The organism is Bradyrhizobium sp. USDA 3650 (genome assembly GCF_054057395.1).
Genome location: NZ_JBSRZG010000001.1, coordinates 6,681,148 through 6,706,815 on the forward strand (window position 1 = coordinate 6,681,148; position 25,668 = coordinate 6,706,815).

Here is a 25,668-nt window from a genome sequence, read left to right on the forward strand (position 1 = left end):
GGCCGAAACTATATGTCCGTCTTCAGGGCTGCGATTACTGGCGGTGATTTGAGCCAATCCTTACCTTGCTCGCCAAATCGGCGCATCCCGCGATGCCATTGTTGGCTCGCAGAAAACGAATCAGCTCGTCCGCCCCTACGCTTCTCAGGATTGCGAACTGCAGCGCACGTGTCCAGCGGCTTCTCATCCGCAGGTCAACATTCGCGCGAGAGGCCTCAATAATGGTGCGAATAGCATGCTGACCGGACCGAACCGGTGTCATCAGCGCGTATGGGGCAATCTCCGTCAAGCAATCCAATAGGTCATGATCGTCGAAATAGTCGTATGCCCGCAGCACCGACCTAAGGTACTTATAGTCTGCGGATTTGCTTCCGTCGCGTCGCGCCTTTTCATAAGACGCTCGAACCCGGGCAATTCGTGCGATAATTTTCTGCTCACTTGTGCGCCTGGCTTTTGTCCTGCTCGCCATAACTAGTTCTCCTCTCGTCGCTCACTCTCAAATTAGCGTCATAGCGGGCGAGCGGATCGGAAGGCGATCATTCCGGCGATGTCTCAGGCGAGATTGTCGCTAGAATGGGTAATGTTGAGAGCTGTCGAAAAGCGCGATATTCCGTGAACTTGTTGAATGTGGCAAGCGCACGTGGTGCTTCGGGCCGATTGAAAGCGATGATGCTATTTCCGCTTACGCCCTAGCCGCCTGTCTTGGAGAAACGACGGGCGAGCGTCCTTTCTGCTTATTGTTTCAGCCTGCGGCGTTCTTTGAAGCGAAGTGTCAGGCGAAAAGCGCAATCAGGCGTTCCGAAATGAGGGGTTTTGAGCCGAGCAATTCTTGTAGAATTGTTTGAAAGACGTCGACCGGTTGGCTGGAGCAAGCGTGGTGACCGCCATCCGCCCAAGTGTCCGACGCGAACAGCATGGGATGTGCTCGCGTTGCTCTCGTATGTTGTAAATGCGTTCTACATTAAGACGCACAGTGTGTGCAGAGAGCGGAGGGCCACCTATGCCAACTTATTCAACCCGCGGGATCAAGGTTTACCTGGTTGGTCCTGATGAAATAACAGAAATCGTCAATGGGGGAAGCAACGACTATCAACCTTCCAAGAAGGCGCCTGTCATAGTTTGCGTGCGTACCGGGCTGCGACAACGTGAAGTTGCGGATATTCTTACTGACCTGGTCAAGCATATTCGCCAGAGTACGAAGAATGCCAGGGCTTCACGGGCAAAGGGTGTTCGTCGGGAGAAAATCTATATGGATCTATCCTGATTGCCCGGGTCCGCTGGTGCTAAACGCCTACTCATGCACCGACCGAGAATATGAGCGTCCCTACAGCTTGCAGCAGCGACACTTGTCCGCCAAGCGTCTCCCAGTTTCGGCTGCTGCTACCGCTTGCGAGAGTTCAGTATACCGACGATAGCTTTGATTGTGCCGTCATTGGCAGCAGCGTTGTAGGCGAAGGTCACTTGCTTGCCTGCAATCTGCTCGATCCGATCCGGCACACGGTCTTGATATCCATGGGTCGCCCCTTCCCAAAGCTTAGTTTGTACCGGGATTGGGCGTTTGGCCTTTGCCATGTCTGAACACAGCAGTGGACTCGTCGCTTGGTCCTTCTCAGCCAAGAATAAATATACCGGAGCGTAAAACTCGACGTTCTTCATGTAGAGACACGATGGCTGCATCGCGAAGGCGGCGGTAAACATGTTTTTTTGAATGTCGCCGATCTTCCTATTCATGATGATAAGCGATGTCGTCGCGCCATTGCTACGGCCCAGCACATAAACCTGCTTTGGATCGGCCTTGCCGGTCTCAATCAGCCAATCCAAAGCCGAATAAGCGTCGTCAGCCCGACGCCGTGCCCATTCCAATTGGCTGGGATCAGCACAAATGCCATTGCCGGTAACGCCCCGAGTTGAAAAACTATCGAGAACCAGAACGTCGTACCCTGCCTGGACTAGCCTGCCTCCGTACTCGTTCGCCCACCTCTTTAGAACGCTTGTTATGCCACCGCACCCGTGCAGCAGCACTATAAAAGGGATTGCACCCGCAGTACCTTTCGGTACGAGCAACTCGGCCGCGAGTTCGCCTTCTTTCTGGGTCTTGCCCTTCTCCTCGACCGTTGCGTTTCTAAAGTTTGACGAGTAGCCGTCAATGTAAACGTTTCCTGGTACCCATGGCATGGGACTAGAAGCCCGCCACCTTATCGAGATCATTTCAGCAAGGGCAGGCGTCGACTGTTCTATCATCACGAGTATTCCGAGGAGTATGAGCATAAGCCGGGACACGTGGGCTCTCGCTCGGAAGTCGGAAATGGATTTGAGAATGCAGGTCAATGTGCGCATGCGCGTCTCCTCTATATTATATATTATAGTACATAGAGTTCGCGAGCGATATTGCCTCGCATGGCGCCATGGACGTCAGGCGCCTCATTGGAGAGAACATTCGCTCGCGAAGGGTCGCGGCTAAGCTGTCGCAGGAAGCGTTTGCCGCCAAGGTTGGCGTAGAGCAGAGCTATTTGAGCGGTCTAGAGGCGGGTCGACGCAATCCGACTGCCGTGACCCTTTGGCATATCGCTCGTGCCTTGAAGGTTGAGCCAGGTGTCTTGTTTGGACCGCCACCGGCTGATGCCAAGAAGGTCTCTCGAGGTCGACCGCGATCTAAACCCTAATATTCGGACGCTAGCATAATGGTGATGACTCGCTCGGTAACCGACGGGTCTGATGGATCGGGCGAATGACATTGCAGGGACTTATCGTAGTAGTCGATCTTGAACATGAGGGCGTGACCATCGAGGTCAAATATGCCCATGTCATGCTCTTGATGAGGATCGTTAGCGTGATGAAAGTCATCAAAGGCCGCTAGGGTTTTGACCGCGCGCTCTACAAAACTTTGGCCGAGAGCTGCAACGCCCGGTGTCATGACCGCGCCGCCTCCGATCAGATGTTGCCTGAGGTTGTCGTTGAGCGAGCGAATGAGATCCGTGTCGTGAGACATGGTGGGTTCCTATGTTTGCGATGTTGGGGAATGTGGAGCGGATGGCCCGGGATATCCGAGCCATCCAAACTGTAGTTACTCGGAACTCAGATAGGGCAGGGCAACCGCCCGATAGTGGCATTGGAAAGCGGGATACCGCGTAAAGTCGCGGTACTTTAGGGTAAGGGTCTCGCCGTCTCTGGCTATGACAACGCTCTCCCACCAGCCGTCGCGGGAGCCCTCGTGATAGAGAACGAGATGCCCTTCTGCGATGTCGTCCCAACTGCGAGGGGGCTTCGCAAGAGGGGCTTCCGTTACGGCAGGGCCCGCGTTCGACTTTGCGGCCAGAGAGGTCGGGGCTGCGGCCGTCTGGATCTGATCGAAGAGGGCCCGCTTGATGTACGGAATGAACGCCTTGCCTTGGGCGTGCAGCCGTCCGACAGGGATCCTTTTCAATATGTCGGCGATGGCTGGTTTGTCGCCAGAGCAGACCGAGAGCTTTAGCGACTTGGCTGCTTTCGTCGCTACCGCGGCATGCTTCTCAGAGAAGCGCCCTGCCTTGGGTTTGCCGGCTGTGTCGAGGCCGAACACAATCAACTCTCTTGCGCTGGGCAGAGAATGTTCTGCAGACTTTGTCATCAAAGCCTCCCAGAAAAGCAGAAGGGCCCCGATCGGGGCCCTTGTTGGGGAGGTCTAGGTATGCAGTCGGGTCCAGGGCCGCCAGACGGCCTCGCAAAGATCATCATTTCGGTTTCTCCTTAGGTTCATCTGAGAGTAAATACTCTCAAATGAAATTCTAGCTAAAAAGCTATAAATCTCAACAGAATCAATACTTTATATGGCTTTTTATCTTCTTGTTTTGTTTGTGGCTCGCGCAGCAATAGCTTTGTTTCGACTGCATATACTATAAATATGGCAAGTATTAAGAGTGCAATACTTTGTATCATCAATATTGTTGCCGTTGCAAATGTCTAGTTCGTCAGCCGCACAGTAACGCCATAGTGCATGTTGAATAAGTCTCGGAAAATTTGCCGGAAAACCGGTGCCGAATACGCGAGCGTCAATGCATGCGGCTACACGGCGCAAAATCTCGGAGCAGCCGCCGTGCTGATAGCATTTCGGACCGTAGACGTGAGCGGCGTCGAACGCGGCCAAAATGCCGGTCCGTCTTAGGAAATTATGCACGAGGGTATCGACCACGATCACCTGGCTGCCGATGTCAAACCATCGCGGTCGGTTGGCCTGGTCGGCCATCAGCACCGCCGATAGGGTCATCGCCAGGACTTTGTCCGACACCCCGAAGATATGCCGCATCGGCTCAATCAGCGCCTCCTGACTTGCACAAAAGTCCATATCGCCGGTCTCTTCGAGGCGTTCGTCTATCCAGCCAACCAGGTCGGACCTCGTCTGATCCCGTATGAACAGATAGAGACCGAATGCTGTTTGGTTCAGCCGACCGTTGCGCAAGGGGTGGCTCGGTAAGGGGCACCGAGCCATGTGGTCGGGTTGAGAGCACGACTTGCTCGTCTTGTCGTAGCGACACCCTTCGAATGTCCAGTAGCTCGGAAGGAGCGGGCAGGTTGGCTGACCGGCAAGTTGAGACTTAATCGTTTGCCAAGTCGCGTTGCCGTTCGATTCCAGATAGGAATGCGCGACGCTGTCCGAGATCCCCTGAAAGCTAAAGCTGTCCATCATCCAATCGAACAGACCTGCCGTACTATTTGCTCTTAGTGCCGATATCAGGCGCGGATCGTTCGAGCTTGTGCCATCAACTGAGGCGGCGAAACCTGGATCGACGCTCACCGCGCAAACGGATCCGATCAGAGGTGCTGCGAACGCCATCGGGTCAACTTGCGCTAGTTTGACGTGCCGCATCTTTAGAGGCTTAGCTAGATGAGTGATACCAGCCTCCGTTGCGCATCGCTGTCGCCGTCGATGTATTTTTGGGTCGTCTGAATGGAACTATGACCGGCCAAGAGCTGCACGTCTCTTAACGAACCGCCTGCTTTATGAACGAGTCTGGCAGCGCGCGTAATAAACGTTCGTCGCCCTGAGTGAGACGAGCAGCCGCTGAGACCGGTCGCGTGAAAAGCCCGATTGAACCAAACAACGATGCTGAGCGGCGTCATCGGTCCGCCGCGCTCGGATCGCACAATCGCGCCACTCCCCGGAGACAACGAACGCAAAGCAAGTAGCGCTTTTCGTAAATCGCCCTGCAGCGGAATGCAGCGGCCGTGCCGCTTCTTTGCAATGGTGTCTCGCAGCTCTATTGTCGGTCCGATCTCGCCCTCGGCGCCTTCGACCATTTCCCAGGTCAGTTTCGCAATTTCTGCTGCGCGCAGACCAGCCTTCAGCGAGAGCAGAACGATAACGCGATTTCTATTCGGGTGCCGGGTCGTGTCGGCGAAGAAGAGCAAATCTCGCGCCGCTTGATCAGAAAGTATCTTGGCTTGCTTGCCTGCCATCTCGATCAAACTGAATGCTAGATTCTAGCAACTCGGCTGATCGCCGCAACACAATAAAAGCTTATCAGTTTCTCCGTGCAAAACGACGCCGCGATAAAATCGTTAATCTTCCACCTTCACTGGTCAATGTGTTCTGAATTCTGACCGTGCGAGCGCATGCATCTTCAGGACCTACTACGTCGAAGGTCCAGGTAGTTGTGGGCAAATAGACCGGGAGCATTCGTAACCAAACGTCACGTGGTGGAAAGGCCGCTACAGCCACTAGCGCGACGATGTTGTGCGTCCGAGCGAAGACCGGGCCTTGAACTCGGTCAGCCAAGGCTTTCCCATAGCAAGCGGGCTGATTATGCTGAGCCTGAAGGCGTGAGGAAAGGGAGGGGCGATATGGGCAAGCGAGCGACGGACAGGGGTGTTGCGCGCAAGTCGCGTGCTGGGAAAGTTGGGTCGGATGCACATGCATCACACGATCAGAATCTCAGAAAGTTGGAAGGTCGGTTGCTGGCAGTGGAGCAGGAGCTGATCGAAGCGAAAGCGACTATTACGAATCTCGTCAATGAATTTCAGACTGAGATTTCTCAACTGAAAATTCTAGCTCAAGATCACGGCCGTCAGTTGGAGGCAAATGCCAAGACGACAAAAAATGTCTTCGCTACGCTCAATAACGGCACGGAAAGGGAGCCGGAGAGTGGCACGCTTCGTTCGTCCTTGGGGCGAATGAGCGAGGAGGGAGCGCGGCCTGTAGATCGCCGCTCTCTAAAGACGCCAAAATGAATGTTTCATTCATTGCGCGATCGCTATGGCTGCTGTGATTGAAACTGCCCGCCGACTGATAAGGAAATGAGAGTTTGCTTATCAGTTATACCGGTGGGTGACATTTATGAGCGCAAGCCATTACCAAATTGACATCGTCGCGAGCCTCTGTTCCACGACGTGCGACCGCCATGGATGGGGTGTCCGTCCTCCTTCTGAAATTAGAGCGCGCTCAGTCAATTCTGGTGTCCAAGCTGTCCCCAGCTCGGCGCTGAGTGCTTCAACGATTTGGCAAAATGCCTCGTAATCCTGGCCGGTATTCAGGTTGCTGACGAATGAATCGGCGCGCTGCACCGGTTTGTTTTTCTTGAGCTTCCATGTGAGATGTTGGTCGAGCTTGACGACGTGGCGGCCAGTAAGAAGGTTGATTGCGCAGCCAAGCCACTGGTCCATAATGTAGCCTTTGGCGACACGGGAGGAGGCGGCGGGCGCTAAGAAGTAAATTAGTTTGGTAAAGTACGCAGGTCCCATCCCGACAATTGCAGAGTTCCCACTAGATCTCAGTGCGGCGAACGCGTCATAGGACTCAGACCGACTAAGCTTGTCGTCACGAATCTTATTAGCTACGTCGAGCCATGGCTCTAGAGGCCGCTCGAACAGTAGGTCGCGATTTTTGCCATGCATACCACCCCAGGCAAGTATGCTAATGCAGAGTTCAAGCGTTCCAACGCTGCGATCCGCCGCCATGGCTAGAAGTTCGGGCCGGTTTGTTGTCGGGCGCAATGGTCCAACTTTCATAGTTAGTTGATGCCGGTCGATGTCTTTGAACCAGCGCTCGGGGCTCCGTCCTTCATTGTCTTCTGGCAAAGCTAAGGCCGGGGGAGCTGGAAAGCATGATCTAAAATTCGCGAGGTGTTCGGAAACAAACATTTTTGTGCTCGATTGCATGCAACTGAAGGGTCACTGAGCGGAGCTTGGCAAGATCCAGTAAGGCGTTGTTCGCGCAAGGGATGACTAAATTGGCACAAAGCCAGGATTGAGCGTGTTGAAATTCTTCTGCGTGATAACTGCGTCGCGATATTCCAGCATCTTGAGGTCGACCTCGATGAGTTCGTGAATGGCGCCGCCATGCAGCAGGCGTAGCACTTCGCTCAAGGCTAGCGTGGCCGCCGCGGCGCCGACGAACGGCGCGCCTACAGCCTTGCCGGCGAGCAGGGTGACGCCGCAGCGATCGAGCGCACCGCTCGTGAGCATGTCCTTATATGCAGGCCTGTCCTCGACCTGATCGTCGGCCTGCGTGCCGCGCCAGATCTGCAACGCCGGGCTCGATGCCGGCAGGGTGTGCAGCCGAATCGCGCGAAAGTCGTGATGTCCCCGTCCCAGTCCGGCTTCCACAACGAAATCGAATCCGACCTGATCGAGCGCCTGGCGGCCGGCGCCGTTGTCAAGCCCGCACAAGGCGACAGCCGGCTCGTCATCTTGGCGCCGGAACGACGCATCGAAGCGCCGTTCATGGATCGCGGTCGTAAACCCGCGCCGCTCGGCCCAAGCGGCCATGGCGCGGGTCTTCTTGACGTTGATCAGCGCGGCGTCGCTCAAGATCGACGTGCTTTCGGTCGAAGGCGTGATGATGTCGATGTCTTGCAGGACCAGGCTCAAATCTTGCGGGCGGGCGAAGGGCAGCAGCCCGAGGGCCCAAAGATAGGCTTGGCCCAGATGTCCAAGTCCGATGAGCCACAACCGCGTGGGCAGGAGGGAGAGGGCAGGCTCGTTGCCGGCGCCTGCAAGCCAGTCGCAGGCGGGAGTCGGATCCCAAAGCGACAGACCCACCATGCGCCGCCCGGCGATGCCAGCATGCCCGGACACATAAAGAAAGGCCTCGTTCACGGCGAGTGCGGCGGCGAGCATGGGCGCCAGCGCCATGATGGGCGCGGGCACGGGCGCCGCCCCGGCCGGCGCCGGAACGATCCCGCCGCGCCAGCCGGCGAATACGGCACGGACATGAAAGGGCGCGCGCCGCTCGGACGGCGTGCCGCCAATCTCGATCACCGGCCTGCCGGCCGAAGGTTCCGCGATGCTGCCGCCAAGACCGGTGACCGCATCGGCCAGCGTCGCGCCGAACGGAAGCGGGGCGAGCAGCGGCGTGTCCGGCAACGGCGACACGCTCACGCCGCCCAGAAAGACACGCCGCGCGAGCGCGACGGCGGTCAGGAGCGCGGCCTGATGATGATGGTCGCGCGCGGCGTCCTCGCCGATGCGGAGCGCAAGGTGGTAGCCGGCGAAGAGCGCTTCGGCTTCAGCGATGCTCGCGGCAGCGCCACTGTCGAGTGCGTGCTTGACCAGGCGGTGCAGCTTGTCTGCGGCGGTGAATGCAGTCATGGCGGCCTCACAATCCGATGTGGAAGAAGATGCGGCGGGCCGTGTCCGGCACGGTCTGCCAGCCCTTGCCGCCGAGGTAGCGGTAGATGCCGACCGACTCCGTCGGCACGGGCGGCCGGGCGAAGTTCGGCAGGATGAAGGCGACGTGACCGGCGCGCGAGATCATCGGATGCTCGCGATCGGAGCCGCTCTGTCCGGCGCCTAACGGGTGCACGTGCACGTCGGCGACGACGCTCACGCCGCGCTGCTTGCACATGTCCCACAGCGTCCCGAAATACCGGCCGTCGAAATGCACGATGCCGGTGTCGAGCGCGTGCGGGTCGAGATCGTCGTACAGGATGAAATCGGTGATGCGAGCGCGGCCGTCCGCGCGGGAGCCGAGCAGGAACGCGCCGCTTTCGCGGCTCGCGTTGCGGCCGCGCTCGCGCAGCTTCGCGCACAGGCGCTGCCACAGGAACCACGAGCAGGAGATTTCATGCCGCGGTGCCCAAAGGCGGGCAATAGTCTGCGCAATTGAGAAGTTCATGAACAAGCTCCAGGTACTGATTGATGCCGGCGGCCGGCCGCCAGATTTTCGAGGGCAGCTCGTGCCGCCAGTTGTCGTGGCCGGCGATGCTTTCGCGGTCGCAGGGCAGGTACAGCGCGGTGCCGTCCTTCCAGTCGAGGCGGAACACGGTGCCAAGCCGCCCGCCCTTGCTTCGCGGCCAGCGCGCGGCGGGCTGGACTGTGTTCTTGTCGGGATCCCAAGGCCCGCCGGTCGGCGGCTGCTGCGGATAGCCGGCGCAGTTGAAGCGCAGGACATGAGCGCGGCCGTCGGCCGCGGTGACGGCGATCAGCACATGCGGCCAGGCGATGCCGGTCAAGCGCCAGCGGCCTTCCGCTTGAGCGAGGCGGAAGGCGGGCTTTCCGATATCGGCGCGGAAGGCCCGCTCATCCGGGAGACTCATCACGCCGCTCCCTAGCCGTTGACGCGCTCGTTAGGGACGAGATCGAACGCGATCTTGCAGGCCGGGCAAGATGCGATCGTGCCCAGATGCGTGCCCGGATCCGGGCGGTCCTTGGTGCCGGCGATCTGGAGCACTTGCTCGCCCGCCTCCTGCGGCGTCATGCCGAACTTCTTCTCGGCCGCCCAGGTCTTCACCCGCGCCACGGTCGTGCCCGGGCCGAAGCGGTGGTGCTCCGTCTCGCCGTTGAAGGTGACCGCCACCTCGATGTGGCGGCAGCGGTGCAGGTGGGCCTTGATGCCGGAACGGCCGGCATGGACGCGGACGAGACAGGCCTCATCCACCGGCTCGTCGCGGTCTTCGAGGTAGATCAGGGTCTGTTGAGCGAGACCGTGCTTCTCGATGATCGCGACCTTGATAGCGGCGAAGCTGTCTTCCGCGGTGGCCTCGAAATGCGCGATCTCGCGGATTCCCTCGCCCTGGTAGAAAACGTCGATTGAAGTCATGTGCTGCACTCCTTGCTGGGATCAGGAGTGCGGCCCCTTTGCCATTCTCCGTCCCTTCAAGAGGTGATCGGAAAAAACAGGGGGTACCAGGAAAGGCGGCGCGCGGCTTTTTTTAAGAAAGGTCGAGCGGCCCCTTCGGCGCGGCGGGACAGATGAAGAAGTGAGGGCAGCGCGGGCAGGTGACCGGATTGATCTCGGTCGGGAACTTCCCGGCGTTGATGCCAGAGAGCATCCCTTGCGTCTTGTCCCGCCGGTTGCCGAACTTCTCGTCGCTGATCTCGACGAACTCCATCACGCCGTCGGTCAGGTGCAAGGCCTCGACCACGAATCCGTCCCTGAAGTGCGCCTCGCCGGCCAGCCGGTAGAGCGTGTACTCAAGCCCGTCATACTCTTCCTTGGTCCGGTAACCGGTGCGCACGCGCCGCAAGACGACCTTGCCGTCGAGCATCTCGGCGCGCTCATTCGGTTCGACGACGACGCGGCCATTCGGGAAGTCGATCGCAAGCGGCTCCGATTTCTGGAACCGTCGCCCTGCGCCGGAGCGCACCAATGCGCCGACCAGGCGAGAGGCGAGCTGCCGGTAGTCGCCGGCGAAGGCGTGATCCTTAGGACCGCGATCTTGCCAGATGGCTTCGAAGGCTGTCTCTGCGTCGGTCTCGGCCGGGTCGCCCTCAAGACGCGCTTGCGACATCCAGCGGATCAGTTCGTAAAGGCAATCATGCGTTCGAGCGAAGGCCGTCGCCTTGCGCGCGCCGCCAAGCCCGAGCACATGCGTATAAAAGAACCGGCGCGGGCATTTCTGATAGAGTTCAAGCCGCCGATCGGAAAGGATCCAATCCGCTCCGAAGGTGATTGCGATGGGCTGCGGCCGCGGCGCATCGGGCGGCAAGGGGACGGTCGGTGGCGCCGCCGTTTCGTGGACCAGCCGCAAGAGCGGTTTGGTCAGAAGCTTGGACGATGAGCGATTGTCGCCGTTGTCGTAAAAGCGCGTCTGGTAGAGCCGCAGATGCGTGCGTGCGCGCGACATCGCTACGAAGAAAAGACACTCTTCCTCCATTGCGTGTGAGCGTTTGGCGTCGTCCGAAACACTGCCCTCCGCGCCTGCGATCAGTCCCACGGGCGGCGGGCAACGTTGACCGGTGTAAGAGGTCGGAAAGCTGCGTGTCGCAAGGCCGGGCAGGTGCACAGCCTCGAACTCCAAGCCCTTGCTGCCATGGACCGTCATCAGCCGGACCGCATCCATGTGCAGGGCAGGGGCCGGCACTTGGCGCAGATCGCGCTCTTCCGCGAGTAGCACAAGCTGACGGACCCGATCGAGGGCGCGATGAATCGGAAGACCGAATCCGACGGGGCTGTGGTCGCGCAAGAAATTCAGGAATTGCCAGACGGCGACGTTGCGCATCTGCGTCGGCACCGTTGCGGCGCCAGCCATGATGCGGCCGGTATCGGTGCGATCGAGCAGATAACTCGTTAAAAACTCCCACGGTTGGCTTTGGGGGGCGAGGCCTTGCAGCTCGGCCGCGAGCCGCCGGAATCCGTCGGCGCCCTCTTTGGAAAGGCCCGGCAAATTGGCAAGCTCGGCGAGACGTTCCACCGAGTCCTTTCGCTCATCACGCAGATGCGCAAGCGCAATGTAGATATCTTGAAGCGGAACGCCGTAGCGCGGCAAGGCTCCGACGCGAATGAGCGCATCGCCGAACGGATCGATGGCAAGGCTCATGAGCGCCAAGAGGTCGCGGATTTCATCGCGTTCGAACAAGCTTCCCAGATGCAGGACCGGAATGTTGCGCGCTTCGAGCGCGGCGGCGATCTCATTGAGGCGCCGGTTGGAGCGACACAGGACCGCCTGGTCGCGCAGCCGCACGCCCTTGCCCTGCAATTCCTGGATGGCGGCGGCAATACCTTCCTCTTCATCCTCGTCGCGATCGAACTTGCGCAGGTCGAGCCCTTCGGGGCCTGTGCCGCGATCAGGCGTAAGCTCAAGCGCCAGCATGCCTTTGGATGCGCCCATGGCCTGCGCGAAGACCGTGAACGCATCGATGACCTGCTGGGTAGAGCGGTAGCTGATGCCGAGCTGGTCGATGTCAGCGGTTGGAAACTCTGTCTTGAACCCTACCATGTTGGCGGAGGATGCGCCGCGGAAGCGGTAGATCGACTGCCGCGCGTCGCCGACGACCCACAGGCGCTTGCCGTCTCCCGCAATGGCTTTCACCAGGCGCACGCTTGCCCGGTTCACGTCCTGGTACTCATCGACGAGGACATGGCGGTGGCGCAATTGAATGGCGGCTTGAATCGCCTTGTTGCTTTCGAGAAGCCGCGTCGGCCCCATGATTAGGTCGCCGAAGTCCACGGCCTTATGATTGGCCTTGGCACGCTCGTAGCGCTCATAGACAGCGGCAATCTCAAGGCACTTGCGCGCGGCGATCTGCTTCTCCTCGTCGTCGCCGGCCTCTTCTTCCATCGTCTTGGCGAGCGCGAGATAGCCCTTATCGTCGTAGAGTTCATCCTTAGCGCGCGAGATAGCGCTCAATATCTCCTTGAGGATCAAAGCCGGGTCCCAAAGATTGCGGTAATGAACCAACGGCAGGGTCGGCAGGATCTCTTCCAGCACCGCAATCGCGTCGCTGCGATCGAACAGGGCAGGGTCCGGCGGAAGCTTGAACTCTTCATAGTAGCGGCGAACGAGATCGAGCCCGAAGGCATGGAATGTCCCGATCCAAATCTTCGAAGCCTTGTCCGGCGCAGCCGCGCCAACCCGCTCCGCCAATTCACCGGCGGCGCGGTTCGAGAAGGTTAGAACGAGGATGGAGGCGGGATCGACACCCTCCTCAAGCAGGGAAAGAATGCGTTTGACGAGCGTCTTCGTCTTGCCCGTTCCCGGACCGGCTTGGAGCTGAAACGGCGTGCCGCGATGCGCTGCCGCGCGATCTTGCGCGGGATCCGGCCGGGACGGGCGGGCGAGCGGGCTGTCCGAATCTTCATCCGTGGGGGAAGGAGGCAGAAGTACCACGTCGAGGATTTGCTGGCGCACGAGTGGCACCGGCAAATCAAGCTGCTTGGCGATGTCGAATGCCGTGAGGGCTTCGTCAACGAACATTCGCCGCGCGAGCGATTTTGGGAAAAGAAAAGCCCGCGCGAACACATTGGCTTGCAGCTCGCGGCGCTCGCGCGCGCCGTAGTCTTCGACGCGCTGCAAGCCCACCGGCGCCGCTTCCATGGACCGCGATGGATCCACGTCTTCGGCGCTGCAGGCGGCGGAGCCCGCATGGATGCATTCGTGCCCGATCTCGTGCGCAACGACGAGCGCGCGCTGAGAGTCGTTTCCGACATCCTCGGCGAATATCGTGCCACTTTGATCGTCGAAGACGGCGCGAGCGCCCCTGAGCGTAGGATCGCCCGTCGGAAGCCACGTCAAACCAAGCTCAAGATGCTTGATGGCGGCATCGACAAGTTCCATAGGCTTCTTGGGCGTCCCATCCCCCACCACTTCACGGTGAAGGTCTTCCGCAGCCTTCCGGATGGGTTCGAACGAATCCATTCTCTAGTCCCGAAACGACAGCAGCTTGCGTTGCTGCTCTTCGCTTAATCCGGATGTCTTCACCGCTTCCTCGAAACGTTGCCTGGCCGTAGCGGCGGGCTTTCCTTCCGCTTTATAAAATTGGCGGCCGGCCGCGACGGACTCTTGTGGCGCATAGAGATGCGCAGCCATGGCGTCTGCATCTTCATCCATCTCCTGCGCGAGGTGCCGGCAATAGGCTCTTGGAATCGAAATAGGCTCTATCGTCCGATCCCGCAGCTTCGACAGGAAGGCGCTGTTCACGTCGAGCTGGGATACGAGCGCGCGAAATCCCTGCCGGTCGAGCGCTGCGAAAGGATTTTCAACGGACGCAGTCGCGGCGCGCGCGGGCGGGGTCGCCGCACGCGACTGCCGGCGTTCATAGAGCTGGTTTTCAAACTGGCTCATGACGCGCGACACCACGGCGCTGATTGCCTCGGCATCGGCGGGGACATCTTCCTCGTCGCTCCGGTGCATCAGCGAGTCAATGGCAAGCTCGATGGCGAATTCGGTGAGCGCGTCGGCATACTGCGGATAGCGGCGCGCGAAATCGTCGAGCAGGTCGGCGTCCGGAACAGCCTTCGCCAGCGACATGGCGTACATGGCGTCTCTCAGGGAAGTGTGGGTTGCGGCGGTGATCATCGGTCCTCCTTCAAAGTCTTGAGCTGCTTGTCGGCGCGGCTCAGCCGGTTGCGCACGGTGCGGCCTTCCACGTCTAGAATCCTGGCGGCCTCTTCCTCTTCATGGCCGATGATGCGGCGCAGGACGATGGCCTCCTTTTGGTCGGCGGGCAGGCGATCCAGGGCGGCAATGACCTCGGGCAGATAGAGGGCATCTTCTTGCGAAGGACCGATGCTCGCCACTCGGGACAGCCGCGCCAGCATCTCGTCATCGAGGGCTGGCCCATCCTGGCCGTCGCCACTTTCGGGCAGATCGGTCAGCTCCTTGCGCTCAGAGAGCGCCTTGCGCACATGGTCGATCCGAAGGAAGCGCAACGCCCGTAGAAAACGGCACTCATAAAAGTCCAATTCGTCCTCGTGCCCTTCCGTGCCGTCTTGCGTGAACAACATCGCGAGATCGCTCAAGATCTCGTGCCGCACCGACTCGGCGTCGCGCATCCGGCTGTCCGGAACCGTGCGCTTGAGATTGGCTTCGGCCCGCTTGAGGAGCTGCGGCATCAGCACGCTCGCGATGCGATCCTCGCCGCGGCGGATGGCATCCCGGAGAAGATGAACGAGGCATTCCGACGGCAGGAAGTCGCCGGATTGCGGATTCGTCTCGCGCGCGCGCTGGGAAAGGGCGGCCCAATCCTGGGTCAGCGCGATGTCGATCTTCCGTTCGATGCCGGGCGGGCGGGCTAGGCTCTTCTTCAACAATGGACGTGCCATTTCGCCCCCTTTCAGCAGCGGCTTCACTGGGCGCCCAATTCGTTCGGCCCACCTCCAAGAGGTGATCGAAAAAAACAGGGGGTACCCGGAAAGCCGAACCCAAATATTTTCACATCGTTATTTATCTAGTAAAATCAATATTTTAGGTGGGGTGATAACATAAATTATAGGAATTAACCGGGCATCCCGGGGCCGTTAGGCGGCCTCCGAGCGCTGCGGCGAGGGGCTCGCGGCCACCGGCAGCGTAACGCCGCTGATCGGCGCGCCCAAGGCCTTTTGCGCGACCTCCAGCAGGTGCTCGTGGTGCGTGAAGAACAGGACTTGCGTCTTCTTGGCCAGTTCGCCCAGGACGCGGAAGCCCGCGGCCGCACGCTTGTCGTCGAAGTTGATGAACAGGTCGTCCGCGATGAACGGCATCGGCTCGGCGTGGTCGAGATAGTCCTCGATCGCGGCGATCCGTAGCGCGAGGTAGAGCTGGTCCGCGGTACCGGTGCTCATGCCGCCGACCGGAACCCGCCGGCCATCGTGGCGCAGGCCGGCGAGCTGCATGTTGTCGTGCTCGTCGAATTCGACCTGCAGCGCCTGGAAGGACCCGCAGGTGAGGATGGCGAACAGCTCGCCTGCGCGCTGGAGCATCGGCGCTTGTTTCTCCCGGCGGTACCGATCGATCGCCCATTGCAGCAACACGATGGCTGATCGCAGCCGGACATACTGCTCGGCGATCTCAGTCATCTCGGCGAGCGCCGCTTGGCGATCGGCGGCGTCCCTCGCCGCCCGGTCTTCGCCGCCGATCCCGTCGAAGGCTTGGCGAGCGGTGTTGCGGGCTTCGCGCACTTCCATCAGGCGATTGCGCAATTCCTGCACCTCGTCGGTGAGCGTCTGGTATTTGGCGGCGATGGCATCGACATCGGTGCCCGCGCACTCGGTGGCCAGGTCCGCCACGGAAAGACCGTCACCATCCTGCGTCAGCGCAGCCGTGAGCCGATCCAGCTCGGTGCTGAGTTTCCGCTTCTCATCGGAGCGCTGAATTGCGAACCGCGAGTCGTCGGTCGAAGCCACGCCAGCCTTCTGCTGGAAATGCGCGATGATTTCGCGCGCTTCACGATTTGATGCCCGACACGCATCGATCTTCTCTTGCAAGCCGGCAATGTCGGAATCCTTCGCGCCTTTGAGGTCCCGCGCTCGCGCCGCCTCTGCGGACAGGCGATCAAGCTGCAAGACGGCGTCTTCGGGATCCTTGTCGCTCAGATGCGGAGCGATGGCTTGCACCAAGGCAGCCACGTCGACCTCGAACGCCTTCACGTCGCGTTCGATCTTTTCGATACGCTCATGGCGCAGATCGTTGATGCGGACGGCCGCCTCGCGCATGTCGTCGATGGCGTTGATCTGCGCTTCGGCCGTCTCCGGCGTAGCCGTGGTGGCGAGCTGCAACACCTTCAGGGCGGCTTGCCAAGCATTTGTCCACTGCGCCCACTCGGCCTCAGCCTTCTCCAGATCCTTGCGCTTGCGTGCAACCGCGCCCATCGCTTTGCGATACGCGTCGTCAAGATCGCGCGCCGTCTTGGCGACATTTTCGTGCCGGCGCTCCTGCGCTGCCGCCGCTTCGATAACGAGATGGAGCGGCTGGGCAGCGAGAGAGGTCGTCGATGCTCCCAGAGCTTCCAGTTCGGCCAAGACCAAGCGCTTGCTCTCGACCTCACGCTGTTGCCATGCGGCTGTATGACGCTCGGCCGCCGAAAGCTGCGCGTTCGCATCCAGGATATCGGCTCGCGCGCGCAACCACTCGATCATCACATCGGGATCATGCGGGGTGATGGAGCTGCCCGACCACAGTGCGGCCCAAGCGGCATCCAGGCTTGTACGCTCTTGCTTCAGCGCCAGTTCTTCCTGGCCCAAGGATTCCAGCAGGTCATCTTGCTCGCTGATCTGGCGGCCAATGACCGCTAGTTGCGCGGCGGCATCAGCGTGCTCGAAGCGCTGATCTGCTGCCGAGTCCGCACCGCGCATGGCGGCCTCGAAGTCTTGCGCCAGAGAATCGGATGGGCCGAAGGCCGCCATCTCGTCTTCGGAAACCGGAACACCTTCTACATGGCGGCGCCGGATCAGCGACCAGCCGGTGTCACGCCGGCTCCGTAAAAGCTCAAGCTCGGCAGCGGTCACCACCTGTTCGTCGGCGACAATGCGCTCCAGCGCTTTCCGGCGGCGCATGCGCTCCTGTTCGGCATTGCGGATTTGCTCGCGGCAGGCCTGCTGCCGCTGCTCTAGGCTGCGGCAAGCATCGCGATGGGCTTCAACCGAAGCCAGCGGGGGAATGGGCATTGCTTCCAGGACGGCGGCATCGACGACGGCCGGCCGCATAGCCTTCAGCAGGCGTGCAATTCCGGTCTGCGCCTCCTGCTCCTCACGCCTTGAATTCGCGATCTGGCCGGCGATGTCGCCGAGTTCGCGCGTGGCCTTGACGACCGTCGCGAGCTTCGAGATATCCGTCACCGGCCCATGCGCTTCGATTTCCGCCGCGATCTCGCCGAGCTTGTCCTCGGCTTCGGCCACGGCGCTCCTGGCATTCTCAACCGCCCCGGATTGCGCACCGCGGCGGTTGAGCAAACCGCGCAGGACCGCAACCTTAGCCTTGGCAGGGATGCGCGTGATCAACTGATCGACGTCGCCGGTCCATTCAAGCTCTCCTGCCAGGCGATTGAGGGTGGCCTCCGCCGCGGCGAGGTCCGCTCGCCGCTTGGGGAGATCGGCTTTTCCGGCGCGAACCTGGATGCGGCGATCACGGAGCTGCGCGATGTCTTGGGCGCGTGCCAGCAAGGCATCGTCGAAGATTAGGGCTGCGCATTCCGCCTCAAGCGCCGCGATCTGCTCGCTCAAGGCCGCGATGCGCGTGGTAGCAACCGCTTCGTCCGTCGCAGCCTTGTCCAAAATCTTTGAAGCGTCGGCATCAAACGGGATCACCTCGCCCAGCGCATCGATAGCGCTTTGAGTCTCGCCGCGCTCGCGCACGTCGCGGTGTACCCGGCGGATTCGGCCGAGCTTGCCCAACTCCGCTGATTTGATCTCGATTTCGCCCTCGATGACGCCGTAAGCGTCGTTGGCGGTCTCGAACGCGCTCTTGAGCGCCTGCCACTTGGTGGTCGTCACCACGTTGTCGCGCATCGAGGTGTCGGCGGCTTTCAGGCGGTCTTCTGCCTGGAAATACTTCCGGTGCACCGCGCGGCGTGAGGCCCAAAGCGCGTCAGCTTCCGCCTCCATACCCTTGAGCGTCTCGCGCAGGCCGGTGATCCCGGCGCTCGCCGAAAACAGCATCTGCCCGACATCGTCCTGCGCCTGCAGGATGTCTTTGCCGCCTTGGCGCAGGCGGTCGTGATCGAGGCTGAACATGCGTGTATAAAAGCGGCGGTCAGCCCCGGCTAGAAACGGGGCGAGTGCTCCCTCGCCCGAAGGGATGGGCGCGTCATCGGCGCCCAGGAGCGTGTCCTTGTTGCCCTTGCGGCGTCGCAGTTTGAGCGTGTCTGCCCCCTTCTCCAGGAGCGCACCCACCCGCATGGCGTTGTACTCGTGCAGGAAGTTGCGGGGCGAGTTGGCCGGAATGCCGAAGAGCAGGTCTTCAACCCCGTTCATCGCCGTGGATTTTCCGGCTTCATTCTCGCCAAGCAGCATCTGAAAGTCCGACTTGCCAGCCGGCAGAGCGATTATGGCGTCCGTGAAGTGACCGTATCGAAGGAGATCGAGCTGCCGGATACGCATGGTTACACCTTCTCCGTTGCGAGGCGTGCGCTGAGATACGCGCCGCCATGGGCGATCAAATTTGCGATGTTGCCGTCGATGGCGGCTTTGAGCACGGCGTCGTCGGCGTCCGCGCGGATGTCGTGAGGCAGTTTGCGGACGAGATCGCCCAGCTCCGTTGTGAACCGCGCTTGCAGCTCGGCGTCGCTGCCAGCGCTCTCGATGATGCGCTGCAGATCGCCCAACGCGTCCATTCGCGAGGCCGAGGCTTCCGAGCTCGCGGTCGCAACGATGAGACGTTCGATCCAGGCGACTTCGTCGCCCAAACCCAGAGTGGCCGCCCTTGCCTCCGCAAGAAGGTGATCTGCGGACGCGAGCAGTTCGCCGTGCAAACCGGTCTGGCCGGTCAGTTCGATTCTGCACGCGAGCAGCCGCCCTTGCGCGTCGCGCTCGACGGCCTCTTCAATGGCTTGCCTGATGCGATCGATAGCGTCGGCGACCGCGCCGCACTGTTCCACCGGAACCGGCAAATGGATCCAGCGCACGCAATCGACATGGAGCGGCGCGACCTCCTGGACCTCGCTATCCTCGACCGTGATCAGCGAAGCGCCTTTCGCGCCGCTTTCGCGGATGTGGCGGCCTTGCAGATTGCCGCAGAACACGACATGCGGGCGCTCGTGGAGGACGGCGGCTTGGTGCACATGCGCGAGCGCCCAGTAGTCGTAGCCCTTGTTGACGAGGTCTTCGAGGGCGCATGGCGCGTAGTTCGCGTGCCCCGGCATGCCGCCCAGGCCGGTGTGCAAGACGCCGATGTTGAAGCAACCAGCGACCGGCGACGGATAGGCCGGGACTAGATTGTCCGTGATGTCACGCTGACGGAAGCTGTGGCCATGCAGCGCGACATTGAGGTGCGGCAGCCGGAAGGTCTCGGGCTTGCGTGCCGAAAAAACACTGACATTGGCCGGCAACGTGAGCTTGCGGGTGATCTGGCTTTCGGCGTCGTGATTGCCGTGGAGCAGGAAGACGGGGATCTTGGCCTGTGACAGGCGGCCCATCTGCTTCACGAAAAAGAGTCCGGTCTGGTAGTCGCGCCAATCGCCGTCGTAGAGGTCGCCAGCAATGACGACGAAATCGACCTCGTCCTCAATTGCTTGGTTGATGAGGGTCTCGAAAGCGGTGCGCGTCGCGGTGCGAATCCGTTCAGCCGCCGCAGCTTGCTGTCCGGCCAGTCCCTTCAAGGGGCTGTCGAGATGGATGTCTCCGGTATGGATGAAGCGAAATGACTGCAAGACAATCTCCTCCCGATCGAACGATGTGGCCGATCACCAGTGTCGTGGCGGCTTGCGGCCACTGGCTTGTCCCTATCGGGTGATCGAAAATCCGATGGGCACCCGGAAAGGCCGGACAGAAGATTTTGCAAGATTTATTGAGTATCGAACATAACATGAACTAGATAGTCGCTGAACTATCGATATCCACAATATATTGTGGTCGGTGGCGAGAGTTCTCAGAAGCATTGGGGACCCGGTCGGCCAAAGCCCCTTGGGGCCAAGCCTTACGATCTGGCGCAGTGACCGCGGCAAGTAGCCGGTATTCCCAGCGCCTCGGCGCTATTCATCGTCGTCGTCGGCACCCGCATTCGCGTCGTCAGCACCGACACCATGCGGCGTTAACTGCGTGCGCGGCAGAACTCCGCAGCAAGGCAACGTCTCCCTGCGAGAGCCCATAGCGTGCGTTCAAGACAGCAGTGGTCCAGTCTCAAGAGATCTGAAACAAGGCGTGGACAATTCCTCGCCACTCGCGATCAATAATTTCAAGCGTCGTCAACCGCTCAGCATAAACGTCCGTAGCATCCCGGATATGGAGGCCTTGGGAGGCTATCCACCATCGCCTTTGGTCTAAATGGCCGCGGAAGGGAGATGACGCGCCCCATTTCTCGCTATAATCATTCGCAACCAGAAGAGGAGCTGGATCAAGATAGGTAAGGCGAACGCAACATCTGCGGAATGCCATTTCGGCCAGCTCAAGATGTGCGACGCGGCAGAGATGAGTCGTCCTGCGTCAGACCAGTTTCAGAGTGACTCACAGGGGAGCAATTAGCTTGGCGAGCGTCGGCACGCAGCCGAAAGGCGAGGATCAGGAAACCCGATCGGCTGTGATAAAGCTGTTCGATGATACCCGGCGCAGGTTGGTCGAGACGGGTACTCGCAATCGCCTTGTTCACGTCAATCGCGCGAACACGCGCGGTAATGTACTGAACATTGTGAACGAGCATTCCGATGATGTTCACGCCTTGCTTTCCGGTGGCAAGGCCATGCGCTTCTTCGCGCTCGGCAAAGACAAGGTCGAGGATAGCCGCGAAGTCGTCCTTACCGAAGTTATGCAGCAGGGGCCCGACGAAGATCGCTACACCGATTCATGGCTTGAAACGCGGCTCGGTCCTGACGCACTGCAAAAAAAGCTGCTGAAGATAGCGCGGGAAGCCCAAACTGCGGAGGAGGAATCCGGCGTCAATGTCCTGTACCTCGCGATGGGCTTTCTGACCTGGTATGAGGATAAGGCGTCGAGCTTACCCCGCGAAGCACCGCTCGTCCTCCTTCCCGTAGAACTCGTGCGCAATGCCAGGACCTCGACATTCGACCTTCGAGTGCGGGACGAAGACGCTCTCACGAACCTGCCGCTCCAGCAGCGGTTGAGGGACGATTTCGGAATCGAACTTCCCGAACTCGAAATCGAGGAGGACTGGAAACCTTCCGACTATTTTACGGAAGTTCAACTAGTCACCAATTCGCGTGATCGCTGGAAACTCGACCCCAACGCTATGCAGTTGGGATTCTTCAGCTTCAGCAAGCTGCTGATGTATCGTGATTTGGCCATTGAAGCGTGGCCCGACGACGCGTTGGCAGGCCATGCGCTGACTCGTGGTCTACTCTACGAGGGGTTTGAACGTGAGGAACCGCTATTTACCTCAAATGATAAACTGGATGAGGTCCTGCCGCCCGAAAAGCTGTTCCATGTCGTCGATGCGGATGCGTCGCAAGCGAAAGTGATCGAGGAGGTCCGGTCGGGGCGCAATCTGGTCGTTCAAGGGCCGCCTGGAACGGGCAAATCTCAGACGATCACTAACATCATTGCGGCTGCAGCCAAGGAAAATAAGCGAGTCCTCTTTCTTGCCGAAAAAATGGCGGCGCTCTCTGTGGTGCACGACCGCCTCGTGAAGGTCGGGCTACGCGATGTGTGCCTCGAATTGCATTCGAGAAGCGCAAACAAGAAGGCTGTCTTAAGCGAGCTGGCGCGCACCTTGTCGCAGGCGAGCGTCGTGCCAGAAGTGCCGGCGGCGCCAACTGCCGTGAAGGAAAGCCGCGATCGGCTAAACAATCTTGCGGGAGCGTTACACCGACCGATCGGAGCAACCGGAGAGACAGCCTACAGCGTGCTTGGACGGCAATCCCAGTTTATCGGGAAAGGCATCTCGCCTCCAAGCCTGAAGGTCGAAAGCCTAAGTTCGATGTCGCGACGGCAAGAGATCGATTTGCTAGCGACCATCGAGGAATATGGCGCACTCCTCGCGGAAGAGGGTCGAGCAACCATTCATCCTTTCGAAGGCACAGGTAATCTTCACCTTCAGCCGGTGGACTTAGCTCGTCTGAAAGCTACGCTGACTGAAGCTCAAGCTGCCGTCACCTCGCTTGCAGCGTCATTGCGCGTGCCCGTCGACACACTTGCTTTGCATGTTACCGCCGCCCTGGATATCGTTGCTCCGTTGGCCGATGTACTAGGGCGGCTCGAGGGACTGCCTCTTGGCGCTGCTGACATTGCGCAGAACTTGCTCGACGCATCGGACATTCCTCGCCTTCACCAAGCATTGCGCGCTGGCATGGCGTGGCGGCAAGCTCTAGAACAAGCGTCAGAAGTATTCGTCGAAGCCGCGTTCAGCATTTCGTCGAGCCATCTACGCGCTCCGCTCGCGGCAGGTACTCGTTCATTTTTTGCTCGCTGGGGTGGTCGCTATCGCGGCGCTTCACGCGAACTTGCCGGCCTATTGCGGGGAAGCCTACCCAAAACTGCAGCCGAGAGGGTTGCGCGGATCGACCAATTGATCACTTTGGTCTCGTTGAGATCCGAATGGGAAGGCGATCGCGAAAATTGCGGTCGTATTCTCGGCGATGCCTGGCGTGGAGAGAAATCCGACTTTGGGAGACTGGCAACCATCGTCGAATGGTGTGAGAGACTTTCTAAAGCCCCGATTTCCGTGAGTTCAGACAAGTCGGTCGCGCTGGCTGCTCGGGCTGATAGCCTAGCCGCGATGCGACGGGCATTGCAAGAGGCCGCGCAAACTGCACGCTCGGCGTTGCAAGCCATCGTGAAACTCCTTGATCTTAATCTTGCTAGTTTTGGTGACCTAGGCCTAGAGCATACCGATCTCGGCACCGTCGCGGCGCGCTTTGGCACGATGGCCGCCGCGACTGGGCGGTATACGTCGTGGACCCAGCTAGCGCGGCGTCGCGAAGCGCTCGTCTCAGCGGGATTGTCCAGCCTTGAGGAGCGGATGCGATCTGGGGAGCTAGACGGAGCTGCTGCGGCAATCGAGCTGCGCTACGCTCGTGCCGAACGCCTTTGGAAGATCGCTCTTGAGCAGAACCCCGACCTTCGTGGCATTGGCCTGGAAAGGCGCCATGATCTGGTTGACACCTTCGCGACGCTAGAGCGACAGCAGCTCAGGGACAATGTAACTACCATCCTAGCCGGCCACCTTGCGCAAGTGCCTCAAGGCGCCATGGGCGAGATGAAGGTTCTTCGTGGTGAGATCGGGAAAAAGCGCGGCCATATGGCACTGCGACGATTGGTCGAAAGGGCCGGCACAGCGATACAACGCATTAAGCCCGTCTTGTTGATGAGCCCAATATCCGTCGCTCAATACTTGCCGCCGGGCACGATCTCGTTTGACCTTCTAGTTATCGATGAGGCTTCGCAAGTCCGCCCAGAGGATGCGCTTGGGGCGATCGCGCGAGCTGCCCAAATCGTGGTTGTGGGCGACAAGAAGCAGCTTCCACCGTCTTCCTTCTTCGATCGGGTGTTGGCGGACGAAGAGGATGACAAGGAAGGCGATGACGAATATGTCGGCCCGGACTTGCTGGAAGGTGCTGCCACTATCGGGAGTATGGAGAGTATCCTCACTCTTTGCGAGGCGCGCGGCCTCGCAGGTAGAATGTTGAAATGGCATTATCGATCACGCGATCCATCACTGATCGAGGTTTCGAATCGCGAATTTTATGACAGTGATCTCGTTCTTCCGCCATCCCCTCTACAGAAGGATCCGGCCTATGGCTTGTGCTTCACCCGGGTCGATGGCGTTTACGACAAAGGTGGAAAGCGGGACAACCGCAAAGAAGGTGAGTCCATCGTTGATCGGATAGCGGAACACGCGAGAACATACCCATCACACTCTCTCGGTGTAGTCACGTTTTCCTTTGCACAGCGAAATCTCATCACAGAGCTTTTGGAGCTTCGTCGTCGCCAAGACTCCACGCTGGATCAATTTTTGCGTGAAGGACAATCGGAAGATCTGTTCGTCAAGAACATAGAGAACGTGCAGGGCGATGAGCGCGACGTTATCCTCGTTAGTGTTGGCTATGGCCCCGTTATCGCTGGCGGAAGGTTGAACAGCATGTTGTTCGGTCCGGTTAACGGCGAAGGCGGCGAACGACGACTCAATGTGTTGTTCACGCGAGCTCGGATACGCTGCGAGGTGTTTGCATCGTTCGATCCCAGTGACATTGATTTGAACCGTACCTCGAGAGAAGGTCCGCGAATCCTCAAGCGCTTTCTTGATTTTGCACAGAATGGTCGTCTGGAAGTAGACTCGCCGACGGGCCTCGATTCAGATTCGCCTTTCGAGGAAGATGTTGCTGACGTGATCCGGCGGTACGGCTTCCTCGCAGACGCGCAAGTCGGATCTGTTGGTTTCCGAATCGATCTGGGTATTCGACACCCTGACAGGCCGGGCAGCTACATCCTCGCGGTCGAGTGTGATGGTGCGACATACCATAGCGCTCTTTGGGCTAGAGAACGAGACCGCCTACGTCAGGACGTGCTTGAACACCTGGGTTGGCGTTTTCATCGCATTTGGAGTACCGACTGGTTTTATAATCGCCACTTTGAGATAGAGCGACTGCGCACGGCGCTTTCGGAAGCGCGGGATAGGTCTGGCCAGGGGCCGCGAGTCGAGGGAGCAAATCAGGCGCGATCGATCGAACCAACGGAAGTGGAAGCTACGCCGATTGTAGTTCCCGAGATCGTTGTTCGGCAGATGCCTCCATATCAGCGGGCGATCTTTCGCGTCAGCACTTCGAACGAGCCGCATGAAGCGCCCGTCTCCACGCTTGCGAATCTGGCTCGAAGGATCGTGGATGCTGAAGGACCGATTCATGTGGAAGAAATCGCTCGACGAGTCGCGTCCTGCTTTGGCAAGGAAAAGGCGGGATCGCGAATATCGAGTGCGACTGAATCGGCTTTGTCGGTCGCCCGATCCGGAAGTGCCGATCTGCTCACCGATGGAATATTCTGGTACACACGAGGTCAGTCGGATTCGCCTCCGGTTCGCGATCGTTCTGCGGAAAGCGGTGCAACTCTCAAGGCTGCGTGCATCTCTATTCTGGAAATACAAGCCGCGTTCAGGATAGCCCGTGAAGATAACGCCGGGGGTGAAGACGAGGAGCTTGTCAGAACCGTGGCTCGCCTACTTGGTTTCAAGCGGGTGGGAGCGGATTTGCAGGCGCGACTAGCCGAGGGCTTAACTTGAGCGGGTCATCACATCAGGGGAGAAGAACCAGTCGCAGCGGTCTTTAGTCTGACTAACTAGCTAGGCAGGCCGACAAATGAAGCCAGTCCGCTCATAGAAGCTTTGGTCGCAAACGGATTCAGTTCTTCGACTGATAAGGTTTCTAACAAAAGCTTATCAGTTGGGCGCTGGACGGGAGGTG

At 59.7% G+C, this 25,668-nt stretch carries 20 protein-coding genes; 4 read left to right on the forward strand and 16 right to left on the reverse strand.

Annotation, left to right across the window (positions count from 1 at the left end):
• Positions 1 to 34 precede the first annotated feature (34 nt).
• Positions 35 to 469: a hypothetical protein gene (locus ACVIN2_RS31360; RefSeq protein ID WP_456768545.1), complete on the reverse strand. Its 435-nt coding sequence runs from the start codon at positions 467 to 469 to the stop codon at positions 35 to 37.
• A 531-nt stretch (positions 470 to 1,000) separates the two neighbouring features.
• Here ACVIN2_RS31360 and ACVIN2_RS31365 point away from each other — a divergent pair.
• Entirely contained in the window at positions 1,001 to 1,264 is a 264-nt protein-coding gene (locus tag ACVIN2_RS31365; protein WP_456768546.1) for a hypothetical protein, read from the forward strand.
• A gap of 116 nt (positions 1,265 to 1,380) precedes the next feature.
• Here the strand turns inward: ACVIN2_RS31365 and ACVIN2_RS31370 are convergent, their stop codons facing one another.
• Entirely contained in the window at positions 1,381 to 2,337 is a 957-nt protein-coding gene (locus ACVIN2_RS31370) for a dienelactone hydrolase family protein (RefSeq protein WP_456768547.1), read from the reverse strand.
• A 68-nt stretch (positions 2,338 to 2,405) separates the two neighbouring features.
• Between ACVIN2_RS31370 and ACVIN2_RS31375 the strand changes: the two genes are divergently transcribed.
• Positions 2,406 to 2,663 carry a helix-turn-helix domain-containing protein gene (locus ACVIN2_RS31375; protein WP_456768548.1) on the forward strand — a complete coding sequence of 86 codons (258 nt, stop codon included), beginning with the start codon at positions 2,406 to 2,408 and terminating at the stop codon, positions 2,661 to 2,663.
• Here ACVIN2_RS31375 and ACVIN2_RS31380 read toward each other — a convergent pair.
• The 4 genes from ACVIN2_RS31380 to ACVIN2_RS31395 form a co-directional block, all read right to left on the reverse strand.
• Positions 2,660 to 2,989: a DUF3768 domain-containing protein gene (locus tag ACVIN2_RS31380; protein ID WP_456768549.1), complete on the reverse strand. Its 330-nt coding sequence runs from the start codon at positions 2,987 to 2,989 to the stop codon at positions 2,660 to 2,662. The two genes, ACVIN2_RS31375 and ACVIN2_RS31380, sit on opposite strands and share 4 nt — an antisense overlap.
• A 75-nt stretch (positions 2,990 to 3,064) precedes the next feature.
• Positions 3,065 to 3,607 (reverse strand): hypothetical protein, encoded by a 543-nt coding sequence (locus ACVIN2_RS31385; protein WP_456768550.1) that lies wholly within the window; start codon positions 3,605 to 3,607, stop codon positions 3,065 to 3,067.
• Between the two features lie 207 nt (positions 3,608 to 3,814).
• Positions 3,815 to 4,810 (reverse strand): hypothetical protein, encoded by a 996-nt coding sequence (locus tag ACVIN2_RS31390; protein ID WP_456768551.1) that lies wholly within the window; start codon positions 4,808 to 4,810, stop codon positions 3,815 to 3,817.
• 47 nt (positions 4,811 to 4,857) lie between these two features.
• Positions 4,858 to 5,433, reverse strand: coding sequence for a tyrosine-type recombinase/integrase (locus tag ACVIN2_RS31395; RefSeq protein WP_456769838.1), 576 nt, complete (start codon positions 5,431 to 5,433; stop codon positions 4,858 to 4,860).
• Between the two features lie 384 nt (positions 5,434 to 5,817).
• On the opposite strand from ACVIN2_RS31395, the gene ACVIN2_RS31400 reads away from it, so the two are divergent.
• A complete protein-coding gene (locus ACVIN2_RS31400; protein ID WP_456768552.1) occupies positions 5,818 to 6,204 on the forward strand; it encodes a hypothetical protein in 387 nt (128 codons plus the stop codon).
• 120 nt (positions 6,205 to 6,324) lie between these two features.
• Here ACVIN2_RS31400 and ACVIN2_RS31405 read toward each other — a convergent pair whose 3' ends face one another.
• The 10 genes from ACVIN2_RS31405 to ACVIN2_RS31450 form a co-directional block, all read right to left on the reverse strand.
• Positions 6,325 to 7,113 (reverse strand): 8-oxoguanine DNA glycosylase OGG fold protein, encoded by a 789-nt coding sequence (locus ACVIN2_RS31405; RefSeq protein ID WP_456768553.1) that lies wholly within the window; start codon positions 7,111 to 7,113, stop codon positions 6,325 to 6,327.
• 84 nt (positions 7,114 to 7,197) lie between these two features.
• Complete coding sequence (locus tag ACVIN2_RS31410; RefSeq protein ID WP_456768554.1) at positions 7,198 to 8,562, reverse strand: hypothetical protein; 1,365 nt, start codon at positions 8,560 to 8,562, stop codon at positions 7,198 to 7,200.
• Positions 8,563 to 8,569: 7 nt separating this feature from the next.
• Positions 8,570 to 9,094 carry a hypothetical protein gene (locus tag ACVIN2_RS31415; protein ID WP_456768555.1) on the reverse strand — a complete coding sequence of 175 codons (525 nt, stop codon included), beginning with the start codon at positions 9,092 to 9,094 and terminating at the stop codon, positions 8,570 to 8,572.
• The gene (locus ACVIN2_RS31420; protein ID WP_456768556.1) at positions 9,036 to 9,509 is read right to left on the reverse strand and encodes a DUF7665 family protein; all 474 of its coding nucleotides are present in this window, start codon (positions 9,507 to 9,509) and stop codon (positions 9,036 to 9,038) included. The genes ACVIN2_RS31415 and ACVIN2_RS31420 overlap by 59 nt, the downstream gene beginning before the upstream one ends.
• Positions 9,510 to 9,520: 11 nt before the next feature.
• The gene (locus tag ACVIN2_RS31425) at positions 9,521 to 10,012 is read right to left on the reverse strand and encodes a hypothetical protein (protein ID WP_456768557.1); all 492 of its coding nucleotides are present in this window, start codon (positions 10,010 to 10,012) and stop codon (positions 9,521 to 9,523) included.
• A 112-nt stretch (positions 10,013 to 10,124) separates the two neighbouring features.
• Positions 10,125 to 13,550 carry a UvrD-helicase domain-containing protein gene (locus tag ACVIN2_RS31430; RefSeq protein ID WP_456768558.1) on the reverse strand — a complete coding sequence of 1,142 codons (3,426 nt, stop codon included), beginning with the start codon at positions 13,548 to 13,550 and terminating at the stop codon, positions 10,125 to 10,127.
• A gap of 3 nt (positions 13,551 to 13,553) precedes the next feature.
• Entirely contained in the window at positions 13,554 to 14,210 is a 657-nt protein-coding gene (locus ACVIN2_RS31435; protein ID WP_456768559.1) for a hypothetical protein, read from the reverse strand.
• Positions 14,207 to 14,983, reverse strand: coding sequence for an RNA polymerase sigma factor (locus ACVIN2_RS31440; protein WP_456768560.1), 777 nt, complete (start codon positions 14,981 to 14,983; stop codon positions 14,207 to 14,209). Before ACVIN2_RS31440 ends, ACVIN2_RS31435 begins: the two co-directional genes overlap by 4 nt.
• Positions 14,984 to 15,151: 168 nt before the next feature.
• Positions 15,152 to 18,706, reverse strand: coding sequence for an AAA family ATPase (locus ACVIN2_RS31445; RefSeq protein ID WP_456768561.1), 3,555 nt, complete (start codon positions 18,704 to 18,706; stop codon positions 15,152 to 15,154).
• A 2-nt stretch (positions 18,707 to 18,708) separates the two neighbouring features.
• Positions 18,709 to 19,974, reverse strand: coding sequence for a metallophosphoesterase family protein (locus ACVIN2_RS31450; protein WP_456768562.1), 1,266 nt, complete (start codon positions 19,972 to 19,974; stop codon positions 18,709 to 18,711).
• Between the two features lie 812 nt (positions 19,975 to 20,786).
• Between ACVIN2_RS31450 and ACVIN2_RS31455 the strand changes: the two genes are divergently transcribed.
• Positions 20,787 to 25,487, forward strand: coding sequence for a DUF3320 domain-containing protein (locus ACVIN2_RS31455; RefSeq protein ID WP_456768563.1), 4,701 nt, complete (start codon positions 20,787 to 20,789; stop codon positions 25,485 to 25,487).
• Positions 25,488 to 25,668 lie beyond the last annotated feature (181 nt).